Genomic DNA, 12,311 nt, shown 5'->3' with positions numbered 1-12,311 from the left:
GGGCTAGATCACGTATCAAATATTAAGCCTCGTACCAGGGAAGAGCACATAAGGCTCCACATGGAAGCCGGCGATTTTCAGCGCTGGGCTAGGAGACGATGGCTGCGGACTAAGATAAGTAGTGGAGAGAAACTGTGAGCAAAATTACCCCGGATCTCGGTAAAGTAAGCCGTCTTCCTCTACCAGCAGACGACCCAGGTGCAGATGATGACCTTGACAGCGCCCTTCTGGAAGCTCGTGAATATATCAAATCATACGACTGGGTAAGGAGAATCGAAGGCGAGTATTTCGGATATGGTGCCGAAGGGATAATATACATTTTTCTCTTCGAGATTTCACCCGGGAAACCAGATGTGCCACGATGGATATGGGTGCTCGTCGGTGATGTACCCCCAGCGTACATGCCCGGTGACGATTTGGAGACCCCGTACGAGGCGCTGGACGGATATATCGGTGCAATGGATGAGTGGGTTGAAGCTGCGCGGCAAGGGAAGTCCGTGGCGAAGCTCATTCCCGTTAATGTCCCGGCGAATCCCGCCAACGCCGAGATGTTGAGTGGACGGCTTAAATTCCTCGACGAAAAGATTCTGCCGCTGCTTCAAGAATGATGTCTCGGCAAGCAGAAGAGCCTAAGATAGGGATAAATGGAAGTTCGAAGGTCCAGAAAATTTGGCCGTCATATCGACCCGAAAAATATTTGGTGGTGGCGGCTGGGTTGCCTACGCCTCACATGATGCCGATGATGAGTCGTGGCAATTCTACGGAGATGAAGCTGAAGTTGATCAAGGCGACCTAATTTGGTGGGTTTGGCCGAAGTGGTAGAGCTTGATAATACGGTTGCACAATTGGCAGATTTGCCAGTGGGTTGGCATGCTCGGCGCGATACAAAGACCTCACCATGGAGGCGGAGCAAAATGCCCGACGAATTTCCGGAACTGAAGGAGAGCTAGTTCCGTCATCCAAATTCCTGGTGGGGTGAATTTCTGGCCAGTCGGCGCCCGATGGCCGAAGAATACAATTTTAAGCAAATGTTTCCGGATTGGTCTATTCTGTTACCTGGCGGCAGTTCAGGTGCAATACAGCGGAAACACCCACGGAACACCTTGGCATTAGGGCTGCCAGTGCACTTCGATGGCGCAGCTGGCAGCTCTGCGATGTGTAATATTAGCTAGGCGTAAACTTTGGCATGTTCGTTGCACCTTACCCCTTGAGGGGGCCACAGGGGTTGGAACCGATGTATCGAAATGACACAGAACTGTTCGCGCGGGCGAGCGCGCGGGGCATTACGATCTATCAACGCTCGAAAACGGTGTGGATCGCGGCGGGAAGCTACCGGGACCGCGACTATGCGGTGAAGGGGCGGACACCCGCCCTTGCGCTCGCCTTGTGGAAGGAGGCCACCAGATACAGCGGGTCGGGACTTTAGAGCCTGTCCTTGCCGTCTGGATGAAGCCTCAAAGGCGATCTAGACGCCCGCCACGCGACAGAACATCTGCAAAGCCGTCAGGGCGCGGGCCTCGGTCGGCTCTTCGCCTCCTGCCTGTGAATCCGCCGGCGCCGTCACCGCTCCAACGGATTTGTACCGGGAAGCGAACGGCCTTTCTTCTGCCGTGCGGTTGTCGTTTGCAGCGACGACAATCGCGGATTTTTTCATCGGAAATCACACCTTGTGGAAGCGCTGCGACATTGACGCTCCCATAGCGCAAGCCACCGCAGTGCGCGGGTGTTAACACGGCAGCCAGTCCGGGAGCAAGCCGGCATTGCTGCTTGTTCAGGAAGTGCGTGCCCAAGGACAGAAAACCGACCGCTGAATTGTCTCTCGCCTAGCCGAGCGATCGTGACCAAACTTCTCAAGGAAGAACCTGAATGACCGTGGCGCCGTGGCCGCACGGGCCAGCGCTTATCCCATCCGAACCCGTCGCCACGCCGCCAACCAACCCGAATTCCAAGCCTCGCTTTCGCGGGGCTTTTTTATGGAGCAAGCCTCATGGCCCGACCCGCAACTGCCGCCGTTCGCCTGCTGACGGGCGAGCGCGAACCCGTGCGCCTGGCGACGACGGCAAACCTGGAGACGGTCATCGTCGACGGCGTTGCCTGGATCCTCGGCCTGAAGACGATCGACGGGGTTTTGACCGCCGTCGGCGACCGGGTGCTGGTCAAGAACCAGTCGGACGCCCGGCTGAACGGCATCTATACGGCGAGCGAGGGCTACTGGTACCGCGCGGCCGACGCCCGCACCGCGCGCACGATGCAGAAGGGAACGACCGTTCACGTGCAGGAGGGGGTTGCTTCGGGTGGCTTGGTCTACGCTTTCCAGACCCTCAATCCTGTGATCGGCACGAGCGACATCGTGATCTCCTACTATCTGTCGGATGATCCGCTCGGGGATATCGGCGGGGCGCTGGCGGCAGTCATCCACATCGCGGAACTCGCGCGCGACCTGGCCCAGCAATACGCCGCCGACGCCGCGCAGGTTTCGGGCGTCAACGTGCCGATCTACGCTTCCGTGGCGACGGCATCGGGCTCGACGATCGCTGCCGGCGTCAAGAGCATCAGGACCCAGTTCTACGCCCCGGTCTTCACGACCCCGGCAACCCTGGTGGGCGGCGCCAACTATGCCCGCATGTCGCGCGCGGCGATCACCGCCGGCGGCTACCCGGCGCTGGCCTATTTCCGCTCCGCCGACCGTTTCATGCCGGACGGCACGACCGATGCGGTCAATGGCGGCTTTTGGGTATTGAATGAAAGCGTCGCCACCGCCACGATGTTTGGCGCCCGTGAAGGGCTTGCCGACAACGCGCTTGCGTTAAACGCGCTCGGCTCCTATTGCCGGATTACCAAGGCCGTGCTCGTCCTGCCTGCCGTAGCAACATACTACGCGGTTGGCTCTTCTATCGACTGGCGCGACATCAGCGAGATCAATGGCAAGGGGGCGCTGATACGCGGTGCTTTCGACGGCCTTTCGGCGGTCCGCATCGGTGGGACCGGAACGAATGTTTTGCGCGGCGCAAAGATCTGGTTGGAAGTCCAGAATACACCAGACAAATCTGTTGTCGCCAACACGCGAGGCATTCACTTCGGCGGCATGGCCGAGAGCAAGCTCTGGCTTGCTGCCCGTGGTTACGACGAAGGGCTCTATTTCGACGGCCTGACGGCAAATACAAATTGGGTAAGCAACGAATTCAACATCATCACTCTCTACAACAACGGCTCCCATGTGCATTGCGATCTGGCTGGCGCGAGCTATTTCGCAAACAACCAGTTCCGCGGTGGAACCTGGTACATCGGCACCAACCAGAAGGCGGCGGGTCGCGGGACCTTCAAGCTGACTCTCGCCGGGACCGCTGCCGTTGAAGAGGTGTTGATCGACAGCCCCCAAATCGGCATTGATGGTGGCTCGGCCGGCGTTAGCCATGCAGCTTTCATCTACGCCGCGCTAGGCAGCACCAGCAACCTGACCACCGTGTTTTTCAAGAATGCGCGCATCGAAACTTACAGCGCCTTCACCAACACACTTGCTCTCGTCAACGTGCCATCCGCGACTGGCTTCGCCTCCTTCAACATTGATCTTTTGAGCGCGTCAGGCATCGATGACGCGAACATCCTTTCGCCTGATCTGAAGCGCCTGTTTGTCTCGCTGCGAGATATGTCGAATAGGCCGACTGGAGGGGCCAACTTGGTGAGGCGCTTTCAGGGCGAGCGGTTCTTTCCGGTGCAGGCCGAGGGCCGCATCACGGTACCCGGCGTCGTTTTGTACGACAGCGCGACCGGCGGTTATACAGCTCCATCGCCCTTCCTGACCAACGGTGTCACGGCGCGCACGTCGCGGGCCAACGGCGACGGCCAACTTGTGGTGTCAAGCTCGGGCCAGGCTGTCGGCCACATCTACAAAAAAGCCAACACCACACAGCACGCGTTCCTCAACTTCCTTAACGGTTCGCGCGCCATTACGGTCATCTGTTTCGACGCCTCTGGCACCGTGTTGTCAGGCAATGCCCCGTACTATGCAAAAGGTAGCAACGGCCAGTCAATCGCTCGAACCGGTGCATCGGTTTATGAATTTTCGACCAACTGGCTGTGGATACACCCATCTGTTGCCTCATTCTTCGTTGGGGCGTCCGGATGGATTGGCGCAACGATCATTGAAAGTATCGATTTTGAACAAGGCTTCGCCGCGCCCATACTGCGATTGCGTGATCAAGAGACCGACATCAGCCGGCTTTGCTATAGCTTCCTTATGGAAAGCTATCTTCCCGTTGGAGCGACCATCGAGCGGGCACAATTTGGTGGATATCGAAATACATTCCTACTGAAGACCACCGTCTCCACCGCCGCCATTTCCGGTGCCACCACGATTGGCTTAGCAAGCGTCGCGGGAATCACGGCTGGCGACCGTATTGGAATCGAACTTGACACTGTGATTACCGGAGCAGAGCTCCAATGGCACCACACAACTGTGAACGGCGCACCTTCGGCTAACACGGTGACACTGACCAATGCCTTGCCGGCAGCAGCCGCTGCCGGCCGCGCGGTCAGGCTCAATCGCTGGGTGGTGCGCTAGTTCGGTTTCTTGCAGGATCAGCAATGCTTCGTCGCCATCGGGAAGTACCGCACCTTCAGGTAGTCATCGGCCGCCATGGGGCGGGGTGTCGATGTTCCGGCGCATGCCGAGATAAAGCCTGCGGGCGATATTTCTGAGCAAGGTCTCGCCTCCGATGGTTTATCCGGGCTGTCGTCTCGTCACCGCCTGATGCCCCAGGCATAGGTTCTTTGCTTGGACGCGTTCAGACGGCGCACCTCGTACCGGCCCTGCCGCTCGATCTCGGCGACCGCTTCGACCACGCCATCGAAGGACCCTGGCGTGACGTCGTCGAATACGACCATGTCGCCCTCGCGCTGAACGCCCGAAACGCAGCGATGCTCGGCCAGCACGTTCTTCCTGGTGTGCTGCGCGTCGATGAAGGCGAAGTGGATCCGGTTCACGCCGACCCTGGGCAATTGAAGGAGTGAATCGCCTTGCAGGAAAATGATCCGGTCGGCCAGCGGCTGCCAAGGCCGAAGCAGTTCGGCGCGCGACTTCCTGCCGTCATGGTCGTCGATGCAATTCCAGTAGAAGCGATGATGGTGCGGCAGGACGTCGAGCGTGACGACATGCCCGCAGGCGCCGGCATCGGCGAGTGCCTTGGCCATGCAGATCGCGGAGAAACCACGCGCGGTGCCGGTCTCGACGACGGTGGTGAACGGCCTTGGGCTGTCGGCCAGCTGGCGGCGAAGAAGACTGTAGAGCACCCGCCCGTGCGGGTAGGCGAGCGCGCTGGTCTTGATGGCGATCTGGGTGTGGAGGGCCAGTTCGTCGAGCCAGTCGCGATCGACGGCAAAGCCGGTTTCGGCCTCGAGCCTGTCGATCTCAGCGAATGAGACGCGCCGGGTGGCTTCGAACAGCCTCAGATATTCCTTTTTCGAGGCACGCGGCGCCGAGCCCAGCGGGTCGACGTTCCAGCGGCGATCGATGGCGGCCGACAGCCTGTTGAAGGCCAGGCGCCGCGCGGCGCCAACAAAGTCTCTCATCCCAGACCTGTTCGTCCCAAAATTGTATTTTTTCTAACCATGCGCCGGCCGGCGCGCAAGGCGACCTCCGGTTTTGACGCACTGCAAGTAGGCACCGAGGCGCGCGCAACGGCGACTATCCGCACCCCTGTGCTGCCGGCGATCACCCACTCACCTCATCCACCAAGAAATCGAAAGGGATATCATGGACCGCAATTTTACGCGGGCGCTTGCGCTCGTCCTCAAATCCGAAGGCGGCTGGTCGGACAATCCGGCCGATCCGGGCGGCGCCACCATGAAGGGCGTCACGCTCGCCAATTTCCGCCGCTACGTGAAGGCGGATGCCGCCAAGGCGGATCTCAGGAAGATCAGCGATGCCCAACTCGCCACGGTGTACCGCCGCTTCTACTGGGATGCGGTGGCTGGCGCCGAGTTGCCCGACGGCGTGGATTACGCGGTGTTCGACTATGCCGTGAACAGTGGGCCAAGCAGGGCGGCGAAATATCTTCAAGCAGTGGTCGGCACCGCCCAGGACGGCCGCATCGGGCCCGAGACCCTCGCTGCCGTCGGTTCCAGACCGGCCGCCGTCGTCATCGACAATCTCTGCGATGCCCGCCTGGCTTTCCTGAAGCGGCTTCCGACCTGGCCGACTTTCGGCAAAGGCTGGTCGAGGCGGGTCGGATCCGTCCGCGCACAGGCGCTGCTGCTGACGGCTGTCGGGGCAGGCGAGGCATCGGCCACGCGGCCAGATCCTGCACCGGCCGCTGCTGCGGCGGCGCCGGGCGGCGCTGCTGCCGTAGATGCCGTCGAACCGGTCGCGGCGGCGCCTGCCGGCGCCAACATCCCAGCTGCCACCAAGGCGGGCGGGATCATTGTCGCGTGCCTGCTCGTCGCCTACGCCGCCTGGCACCACATCGCCGCCGCCTTGCAAGGAATGTTCTGATCATGGCCACCACAACCCAGCCGACCATCCGCCCGACCAACAAACTGACGGCCGCGACCATCGCCGCCGCCGCCGTTTCGATTTCCGGCGTCTTCGTGCGCAATGTCTGGCCATCCTGGTCCGATGCCGAGACATGGGCCACGCTGCTGCCGCTAGCCGTCTTTGCCGTCGGCTATCTCGTCAAGGACGCGCCAAACCAATGAGCGCGCTCCTCTCCTTCCTGCTCAGCAATTCGACCGTTCTCGGCATCGGCGCAGCCATCGTCGCTGCGTTTGGCTGGGGTGTTCGCCAGCGGCTTGCCGGCGAGCGCGCCGAACGTAGTCGGCAGGCCGCGGCCGAGGCGGCGGCGCGCGACGTCGCCGACCAGGTTGACAACGACATCGGCGCGCTACCCGCCGCCACTGCCCGAAAGGAGCTCAGGTCATGGGCAAGGGATTGATTGTCGCAGCGGCCGCAGCACTTGTCGCGGTAGCCGGCTGCACCACCGTCACCGGCGGATTTTGCGCGGTCTCGAGCCCGCTGCGCTTGTCCGCATCCGCCGTCGCAGCACTGTCGGATGCGGAAGTCCGGACGCTGCTGGCGCACAACCGCAAGGGCGAGAAACTGTGCGGGTGGAAGCCATGACGATCGTGTTGCCGCTCGATTCGGGCCCTGCTGCTCGGGGACTGCTCATCTTCGGTGCCGGATCGGTCATTCTGTTTCCTGATCGCGAGACAATGAAATGATGCATGATCTTTTCGACCTGCTCGGTATCAAGGTGCCGGTGGTGGTCGCCGGCCTTTCCGGCGGCATATTGCGCGCGCTGTCGCGCCACCGCTACAAACCGCGCGAGATGGTGGCCTCGCCGATCTGCGGCGCGCTAGCCGCCGCCTATCTGACGCTGCCCGTGGTCCAGTATTCCCGCGCCATGGGCCTGCCGATGGCCAATGACGACACCACGACCCTGGCGGCCGCATTCCTCATCGGCGTCTGCGCGATGTGGATATCGGATATCGTATTCGAGGTCGTGGTGCGCAGGTTCAGGCCTGGGGAGTGACGCCGCGCGTCCGTGGTGATCGGCAGCAGGACGCGCCCGTCGACTGGACGAAACCGACGACAATGCCCATCTATGGGAAATCCTGGAGCGGCTGTCATAGCGCTGGGCCTCCAGTTTTATCGTGCGCAATTCCGGACGGAAACGGCTACAACCTTTCCCCGGAGTTGCTTTGGGGAGATTTGATATGGCGACTTCAAGCGAACGCGCGGTGCTTGCCGGCGGCTGTTTCTGGGGCATGCAGGATCTGATCCGACGCATCCCGGGCGTCCTGTCCACGCGCGTCGGCTACAGCGGCGGCGACGTGCCTGATGCCACCTACCGAAACCACGGCACCCATGCCGAAGCCATCGAGATCAATTTCGATCCCGCCAAGCTGAGCTACCGTACGCTGCTGGAGTTCTTCTTCCAGATTCATGATCCGACGACACGCAACCGCCAGGGCAACGATGTGGGGATGAGCTACCGTTCGGCGATCTACTACACCAGCGATGAGCAGAAGCGCGTCGCCGAAGACACCATCGCCGACGTCGACGCCTCGGGCCTGTGGCCCGGCAAGGTGGTCACCGAGGTGGCTCCGGCCGGCGCGTTCTGGGAAGCCGAACCCGAGCATCAGGACTATCTGCAGAAATACCCGAACGGCTACACCTGTCATTTCGTCAGGCCGGGCTGGAAGCTGCCGGTTCGCGAAAAGGCTGTTTCGTAGACGCCCCCGAACCGAGACGAAGGCCGATGGCGGTTTACGTCTCAGGCGCCTGCCTGTTCGGCGAGGGTGAAACATAAAGAGACGGAAACGCCACGGAACAGGCGCCCCGTGGCATTCTCCAGCAGTTTCGGCGAGTGGCTACTTGCCGCAATGCTTGTCGTTGACGGTCGGCGAAGCCGTGCCCGGAGCGGTGTGGCTGGCATCCGGCTGAGCACCTTGTGGGCTGGCCGGACAGTTCCGGTCCGCGTTCGAATTCATGCCGTCGGGCATGACGGTCGTGCTCCCGGTCGTGCCAGGATCCACCGTGTTCGGCGATGCCGGCGTGTTCGGGTCGACCGTGACCGACTGGCCGCTGCCGGGCCCATTATTGGCGCCGTTTCCGCCAGCACTTTGCGCCATCGCCGAAGTCGCGAGACCAATGGTAAGAGCCGAAGCTGCGAGGATTTTCATGAGCATGGTTTGTCTCCATTTCTGTGAAGTCTTCGCTCGTTTCCACGAAGTTCGTCGCGTTTGCGACTATAGGGACAACCACTCGTCGTGGCTAAGGTTCCGGACAAATTTCCCTCAAGACCGGGCCCGACGGAACCGCCCATAAATCAGGCCTGGCGCAATGCATTTCCGGCGATGGTCCTGAAAAAACAGCTTTCATAGCCGCCCGATTGGTGCTTTAACGCGTCCATCCACAGGGGTGCTCCGTACGGTCGGGGCTGAGACGGGGGCGGCAAGCCCACAGACCCTAGAAGCTGATCTGGGTAATACCAGCGGAGCGAGGCGGGCGATGTTTTCAGGCGCACAGATTTCCCTATATCCCATGTCCAGCGATTTTGTCGGCGTCATCCTTGGCGCGCTCGGGGCACTGGACCCTTATCGTGATCGACTGCGGATCGAGACCGACGATATCTCGACCTTGCTGGTCGGACCGCCCGAGGTGCTGTTTCCTGCCATGCGCGACCTGTTCGTGGCGGCAGCGCGCAGCGGCAAGCATTGCGTGCTTTCGGCCGCCATCTCGCGCGGCTGCCCGGGCGAGCCGGACGATCCGATCTGCCGCTCCGACGCGTTTGGCGGACCTGCCGGGCCGCTCGGCCCGCGCAAGGAAGCCGCTATCGCCGCCGTGCGCGGCGTGACCGCCACCGGCCAGCCGGCGGCGGCGCAGTTCTCGCTTTATGTCATGGGCACCGACGACCACATGGACGAGATCTATGGCTGCATCGACTTCCTGAAGCAGTCGGGCGTATATGAGCGCTCCAAGCATTTCTGCACAAAGTTGCGCGGCGACGCAGGCGCCATTTTTACCGCACTCAACGAGGCCTTTTGCCGCTTCGGGCCGGGTGCCGGCCACGTAACGCTCGACGTCACCGTCTCGGCCAACAGCCCCACCGCCGTCTGACGGCGCGCCCCGCGCCATCCGCTCCGGGTACCTGCGTGTCCTCCCCGTCCGCCCCTTCGCGTCCGATCGTGGACCTCATCGCCAGAACCGCTCCGGCGATGCTTTCGGTGGGGCTGCTGCTAGCCGCGTGGGAACTCTATGCGCGCTTTGGTGGCATCAAGCCGACAATCCTCCCGGCGCCATCGCGCGTCTTCGCTCAGGCAATGCTCAACCGGCACGCGCTGGCCGATAACGCCGTGCCAACCCTCCGTGCCACGCTCGCAGGCTTTGCCTGTTCGCTCGGCGGTGCCTTTGCGCTGTCGATATTGATCGACTTCTCCCAGCCATTGCGGCGCGCCCTTTTTCCGGTCTTCGTGGTCAGCCAGACCTTGCCGCTGGTGGCGATTGCACCGCTGGTGGTGCTGTGGTTCGGCTTTGGGCTGATGCCCAAGATTATGCTGGTGGCGCTGGTCACCTTCTTTCCGATGTTGGTGGCTTTGGCCGAAGGATATGAGGCGACGGAGGCTGAGATCGGCCAAATGCTGCGCGCCATGGGGGCAGGGCGCTGGCGTGTCTTCGTCCTGGCGCGGCTGCCCTCGGCGCTGCCCTACTTCTTCGCCGGTGTCAGGATCTCGATCACCTATGCTGTCGTGGGCGCCATCTTCGCCGAATATGCGGGCGCGGCGAAGGGCCTCGGCATCTACATGCTCAACGCCAAGAACAACTTCCGCCCGGACCTGGTGCTGGCCGCCGTCGCCGTCAGCGCCGTGCTGACGCTCGTCCTGTTCGGGCTGACGATGCTGGTCCAGCGCCTTGCCATGCCATGGGAACGGACCGCCGGCGGGCGGGCCGCAGGAAAGGGGCCGTGGCGATGAACCGGCTCGAACTGCGACATGTGCGCAAGGCCTTCGAAGGACTCGACGTGCTTGCCGACATTTCGCTCAGCGTCGGCGCCGGCGAATTCGTCTCCATTCTAGGCCCCTCCGGCGCCGGCAAGTCGACGCTGTTCCAGCTTCTGACCGGCGCGCTTCACGGCGAGGGCGAGATATTCTTCGACGGCAAGCCGCTCGATGACCACGGCCGGCATTTCGCTTTCATGCCGCAGCGCGACGCGTTGATGCCTTGGCGGCGCATTCTCGACAACGCCACGCTCGGGCTTGAGGTGCAAGGCGTCAGGCGCAAGGCTGCCCGCGCTCACGTTGCTCCGCTGTTCGAGGAATTCGGGCTTGCCGGTTTCGAACGGCATTTTCCGGCGCAGCTTTCCGGCGGCATGCGCCAGCGCGCGGCCTTGCTGCGCACCGTGGTGCAGGAACGCGATATGCTGCTGCTCGACGAGCCGTTCGGCGCACTCGATGCGCTGACCCGCGCCGCCATGCAACGCTGGTTGGAACAGATGTGGCGGCGCCACTGCTGGACGGCGCTGCTGATCACCCACGACGTGCGCGAAGCTGTGTTCCTGTCCGACCGCATCTATGTGCTTTCGGCGCGGCCGGCGCGCGTCGTCGCTGAGATCACCGTGCCGCTGCCGCGTCCACGCGAACTGGCCGGCGGCGCTGCACGGCAGGCCGGCACCCTCGAAGCCGAGATCCTCGACATCCTCCTCAACCCGAGCCACCAGAAGGACACGGACCATGACTGACCTGACGCGCCGGCAAGCCTTGCTGCTCACTGCCGCTGCCGGCCTTCCCCTTGTAGCCCGGCCAGGCCGATCTCTTGCCCAGGCGGCCGCCCGGAAAGTAACGGTGGCGCTGGACTGGACGGTCAACACCAACCATATCGGCCTGTTCGTCGCTCGCGACAAAGGGTTTTACAGTGAGGCCGGCCTCGAGGTCGACATCCTGCCCTACAGCGATACCGGTGCAGGCACGCTGGTTGCCAACCGCGTTGCCGATTTCGGCATCAACGGCTCCATCGGCCTCTTCACCCAGAAAACCGCCGGCGCCGATCTCAAGGCGGTCTATGCCGTGGTGCAGTCCGAAACCGGACGGCTGGTGTTCAATGCAGCGCGTGACGAGATCAAAACCCCCAGGGATCTTGACGGCCTGACCTATGGCGGTTTCGGCAGTGCCTGGGAAAACGCGCTGATCTCGACCATCATCCGTCACGACGGCGGCAAGGGGGCTTTCGAAACGGTGACGCTCGGCACGTCCGCCTATGAGGCGCTGGCCAACGGTTCGGTCGACTTCACGTTGGAGGTCTCGACCTGGGAAGGCGTCGAGGCAGAACTGAAAGGCGTCAAACAGCGAAGCTTCGTCTATGCCGACTACGGCGTGCCCGACGAGCACACCACGCTGATCTCCTCTAGCGATGCGTATCTGCGTGCAAATCCGGAATTGGCGTCGGGCTTCATACGGGCAACGCGGCGCGGCTACCAGTTCACCGTCGATCATCCCGAAGAAGCGGCCACACTGCTGATCGCCGCCAACAAGGACGCCCTGACCAATCCGGCATTGATCCACGCCTCGCTGAAGACGCTGATCGACGGGCACTATCTGCGCCGGCGAAACGGCGCCATAGGCAGCATGGACCCGGCCAAGATGGAAGCGATCGGTTCCTATCTCTTCGCCGCCGGCATCCTCCGGAACGGGGACGGCGAGCCCGTTGCCCGGCAACCGGATTTTGGCAACTATTTCAGTAACTTCTATTTGGGGTAGGGATCAAACCGCATCGGGCGCCAGCGCTGCTCAAGCTGATTGCCTTTCGTCAGCCTCGTCAG

15 protein-coding genes and 1 riboswitch are annotated in these 12,311 nt (G+C 62.1%); of the genes, 13 read left to right on the top strand and 2 right to left on the bottom strand.

Features of this window, described 5'->3' with window-relative positions:
* Positions 1-134: 134 nt before the first annotated feature.
* From FJ428_RS04555 to FJ428_RS04545, 3 genes are all read left to right on the top strand, one after another.
* Complete coding sequence (locus tag FJ428_RS04555; protein ID WP_140499943.1) at positions 135-608, top strand: hypothetical protein; 474 nt, start codon at positions 135-137, stop codon at positions 606-608.
* Between the two features lie 626 nt (positions 609-1,234).
* Complete coding sequence (locus FJ428_RS04550; RefSeq protein WP_140521536.1) at positions 1,235-1,426, top strand: hypothetical protein; 192 nt, start codon at positions 1,235-1,237, stop codon at positions 1,424-1,426.
* 561 nt (positions 1,427-1,987) lie between these two features.
* The gene (locus tag FJ428_RS04545; RefSeq protein WP_140878999.1) at positions 1,988-4,561 is read left to right on the top strand and encodes a hypothetical protein; all 2,574 of its coding nucleotides are present in this window, start codon (positions 1,988-1,990) and stop codon (positions 4,559-4,561) included.
* A gap of 179 nt (positions 4,562-4,740) precedes the next feature.
* Here FJ428_RS04545 and FJ428_RS04540 read toward each other — a convergent pair whose 3' ends face one another.
* Positions 4,741-5,568, bottom strand: coding sequence for a class I SAM-dependent methyltransferase (locus FJ428_RS04540; protein WP_140674251.1), 828 nt, complete (start codon positions 5,566-5,568; stop codon positions 4,741-4,743).
* 184 nt (positions 5,569-5,752) lie between these two features.
* Here FJ428_RS04540 and FJ428_RS04535 point away from each other — a divergent pair, with 184 nt between their 5' ends.
* The 6 genes from FJ428_RS04535 (at position 5,753) to msrA (ending at position 8,229) form a co-directional block, all read left to right on the top strand.
* Positions 5,753-6,490, top strand: coding sequence for a glycosyl hydrolase 108 family protein (locus FJ428_RS04535; RefSeq protein ID WP_140499935.1), 738 nt, complete (start codon positions 5,753-5,755; stop codon positions 6,488-6,490).
* 2 nt (positions 6,491-6,492) lie between these two features.
* Positions 6,493-6,693 carry a hypothetical protein gene (locus FJ428_RS04530; protein WP_140878998.1) on the top strand — a complete coding sequence of 67 codons (201 nt, stop codon included), beginning with the start codon at positions 6,493-6,495 and terminating at the stop codon, positions 6,691-6,693.
* On the top strand, positions 6,690-6,929 hold the full coding sequence (locus FJ428_RS04525; RefSeq protein ID WP_140499931.1) for an ABC transporter permease: 240 nt from the start codon (positions 6,690-6,692) through the stop codon (positions 6,927-6,929). The genes FJ428_RS04530 and FJ428_RS04525 overlap by 4 nt, the downstream gene beginning before the upstream one ends.
* A complete protein-coding gene (locus tag FJ428_RS04520) occupies positions 6,914-7,114 on the top strand; it encodes a hypothetical protein (protein ID WP_140499930.1) in 201 nt (66 codons plus the stop codon). Before FJ428_RS04525 ends, FJ428_RS04520 begins: the two co-directional genes overlap by 16 nt.
* Before the next feature lie 100 nt (positions 7,115-7,214).
* Positions 7,215-7,526, top strand: a complete 312-nt coding sequence (locus tag FJ428_RS04515; RefSeq protein ID WP_140500166.1) for a hypothetical protein — start codon at positions 7,215-7,217, stop codon at positions 7,524-7,526.
* Between the two features lie 184 nt (positions 7,527-7,710).
* A complete protein-coding gene (gene msrA, locus FJ428_RS04510; protein WP_140878997.1) occupies positions 7,711-8,229 on the top strand; it encodes a peptide-methionine (S)-S-oxide reductase MsrA in 519 nt (172 codons plus the stop codon).
* Between the two features lie 138 nt (positions 8,230-8,367).
* Here msrA and FJ428_RS04505 read toward each other — a convergent pair whose 3' ends face one another.
* Positions 8,368-8,685 carry a hypothetical protein gene (locus FJ428_RS04505; RefSeq protein WP_140515911.1) on the bottom strand — a complete coding sequence of 106 codons (318 nt, stop codon included), beginning with the start codon at positions 8,683-8,685 and terminating at the stop codon, positions 8,368-8,370.
* A 218-nt stretch (positions 8,686-8,903) separates the two neighbouring features.
* Positions 8,904-9,017, top strand: a riboswitch (TPP riboswitch).
* Between FJ428_RS04505 and FJ428_RS04500 the strand changes: the two genes are divergently transcribed.
* From FJ428_RS04500 to FJ428_RS04485, 4 genes are all read left to right on the top strand, one after another.
* Positions 9,008-9,616 carry a YkoF family thiamine/hydroxymethylpyrimidine-binding protein gene (locus FJ428_RS04500; RefSeq protein ID WP_140878996.1) on the top strand — a complete coding sequence of 203 codons (609 nt, stop codon included), beginning with the start codon at positions 9,008-9,010 and terminating at the stop codon, positions 9,614-9,616. Its footprint overlaps the riboswitch before it by 10 nt.
* A 98-nt stretch (positions 9,617-9,714) precedes the next feature.
* Entirely contained in the window at positions 9,715-10,470 is a 756-nt protein-coding gene (locus FJ428_RS04495) for an ABC transporter permease (RefSeq protein WP_140500165.1), read from the top strand.
* On the top strand, positions 10,467-11,234 hold the full coding sequence (locus tag FJ428_RS04490; RefSeq protein ID WP_140878995.1) for an ABC transporter ATP-binding protein: 768 nt from the start codon (positions 10,467-10,469) through the stop codon (positions 11,232-11,234). The genes FJ428_RS04495 and FJ428_RS04490 overlap by 4 nt, the downstream gene beginning before the upstream one ends.
* A complete protein-coding gene (locus FJ428_RS04485; RefSeq protein WP_140521542.1) occupies positions 11,227-12,249 on the top strand; it encodes an ABC transporter substrate-binding protein in 1,023 nt (340 codons plus the stop codon). Before FJ428_RS04490 ends, FJ428_RS04485 begins: the two co-directional genes overlap by 8 nt.
* Positions 12,250-12,311: the final 62 nt, after the last annotated feature.

It is taken from the genome of Mesorhizobium sp. B2-8-1, from assembly GCF_006440955.1.
GTDB lineage: Bacteria > Pseudomonadota > Alphaproteobacteria > Rhizobiales > Rhizobiaceae > Mesorhizobium.
Note: the sequence above shows the minus strand (reverse complement) of the source record. Positions and strands in the feature narration are given on the sequence as shown.

Bases quoted from the DNA above. Each gene is read 5' to 3' on its own strand.
- FJ428_RS04545 (WP_140878999.1), top strand. From the start codon at position 1,988: ATGGCCCGACCCGCAACTGCCGCCGTTCGCCTGCTGACGGGCGAGCGC.
- FJ428_RS04500 (WP_140878996.1), top strand. From the start codon at position 9,008: ATGTTTTCAGGCGCACAGATTTCCCTATATCCCATGTCCAGCGATTTT.
- FJ428_RS04520 (WP_140499930.1), top strand. From the start codon at position 6,914: ATGGGCAAGGGATTGATTGTCGCAGCGGCCGCAGCACTTGTCGCGGTA.
- FJ428_RS04505 (WP_140515911.1), bottom strand. From the start codon at position 8,685: ATGCTCATGAAAATCCTCGCAGCTTCGGCTCTTACCATTGGTCTCGCG.
- FJ428_RS04490 (WP_140878995.1), top strand. From the start codon at position 10,467: ATGAACCGGCTCGAACTGCGACATGTGCGCAAGGCCTTCGAAGGACTC.
- FJ428_RS04485 (WP_140521542.1), top strand. From the start codon at position 11,227: ATGACTGACCTGACGCGCCGGCAAGCCTTGCTGCTCACTGCCGCTGCC.
- FJ428_RS04535 (WP_140499935.1), top strand. From the start codon at position 5,753: ATGGACCGCAATTTTACGCGGGCGCTTGCGCTCGTCCTCAAATCCGAA.
- FJ428_RS04495 (WP_140500165.1), top strand. From the start codon at position 9,715: ATGCTTTCGGTGGGGCTGCTGCTAGCCGCGTGGGAACTCTATGCGCGC.
- FJ428_RS04540 (WP_140674251.1), bottom strand. From the start codon at position 5,568: ATGAGAGACTTTGTTGGCGCCGCGCGGCGCCTGGCCTTCAACAGGCTG.
- FJ428_RS04550 (WP_140521536.1), top strand. From the start codon at position 1,235: ATGTATCGAAATGACACAGAACTGTTCGCGCGGGCGAGCGCGCGGGGC.
- FJ428_RS04515 (WP_140500166.1), top strand. From the start codon at position 7,215: ATGCATGATCTTTTCGACCTGCTCGGTATCAAGGTGCCGGTGGTGGTC.
- msrA (WP_140878997.1), top strand. From the start codon at position 7,711: ATGGCGACTTCAAGCGAACGCGCGGTGCTTGCCGGCGGCTGTTTCTGG.
- FJ428_RS04525 (WP_140499931.1), top strand. From the start codon at position 6,690: ATGAGCGCGCTCCTCTCCTTCCTGCTCAGCAATTCGACCGTTCTCGGC.
- FJ428_RS04530 (WP_140878998.1), top strand. From the start codon at position 6,493: ATGGCCACCACAACCCAGCCGACCATCCGCCCGACCAACAAACTGACG.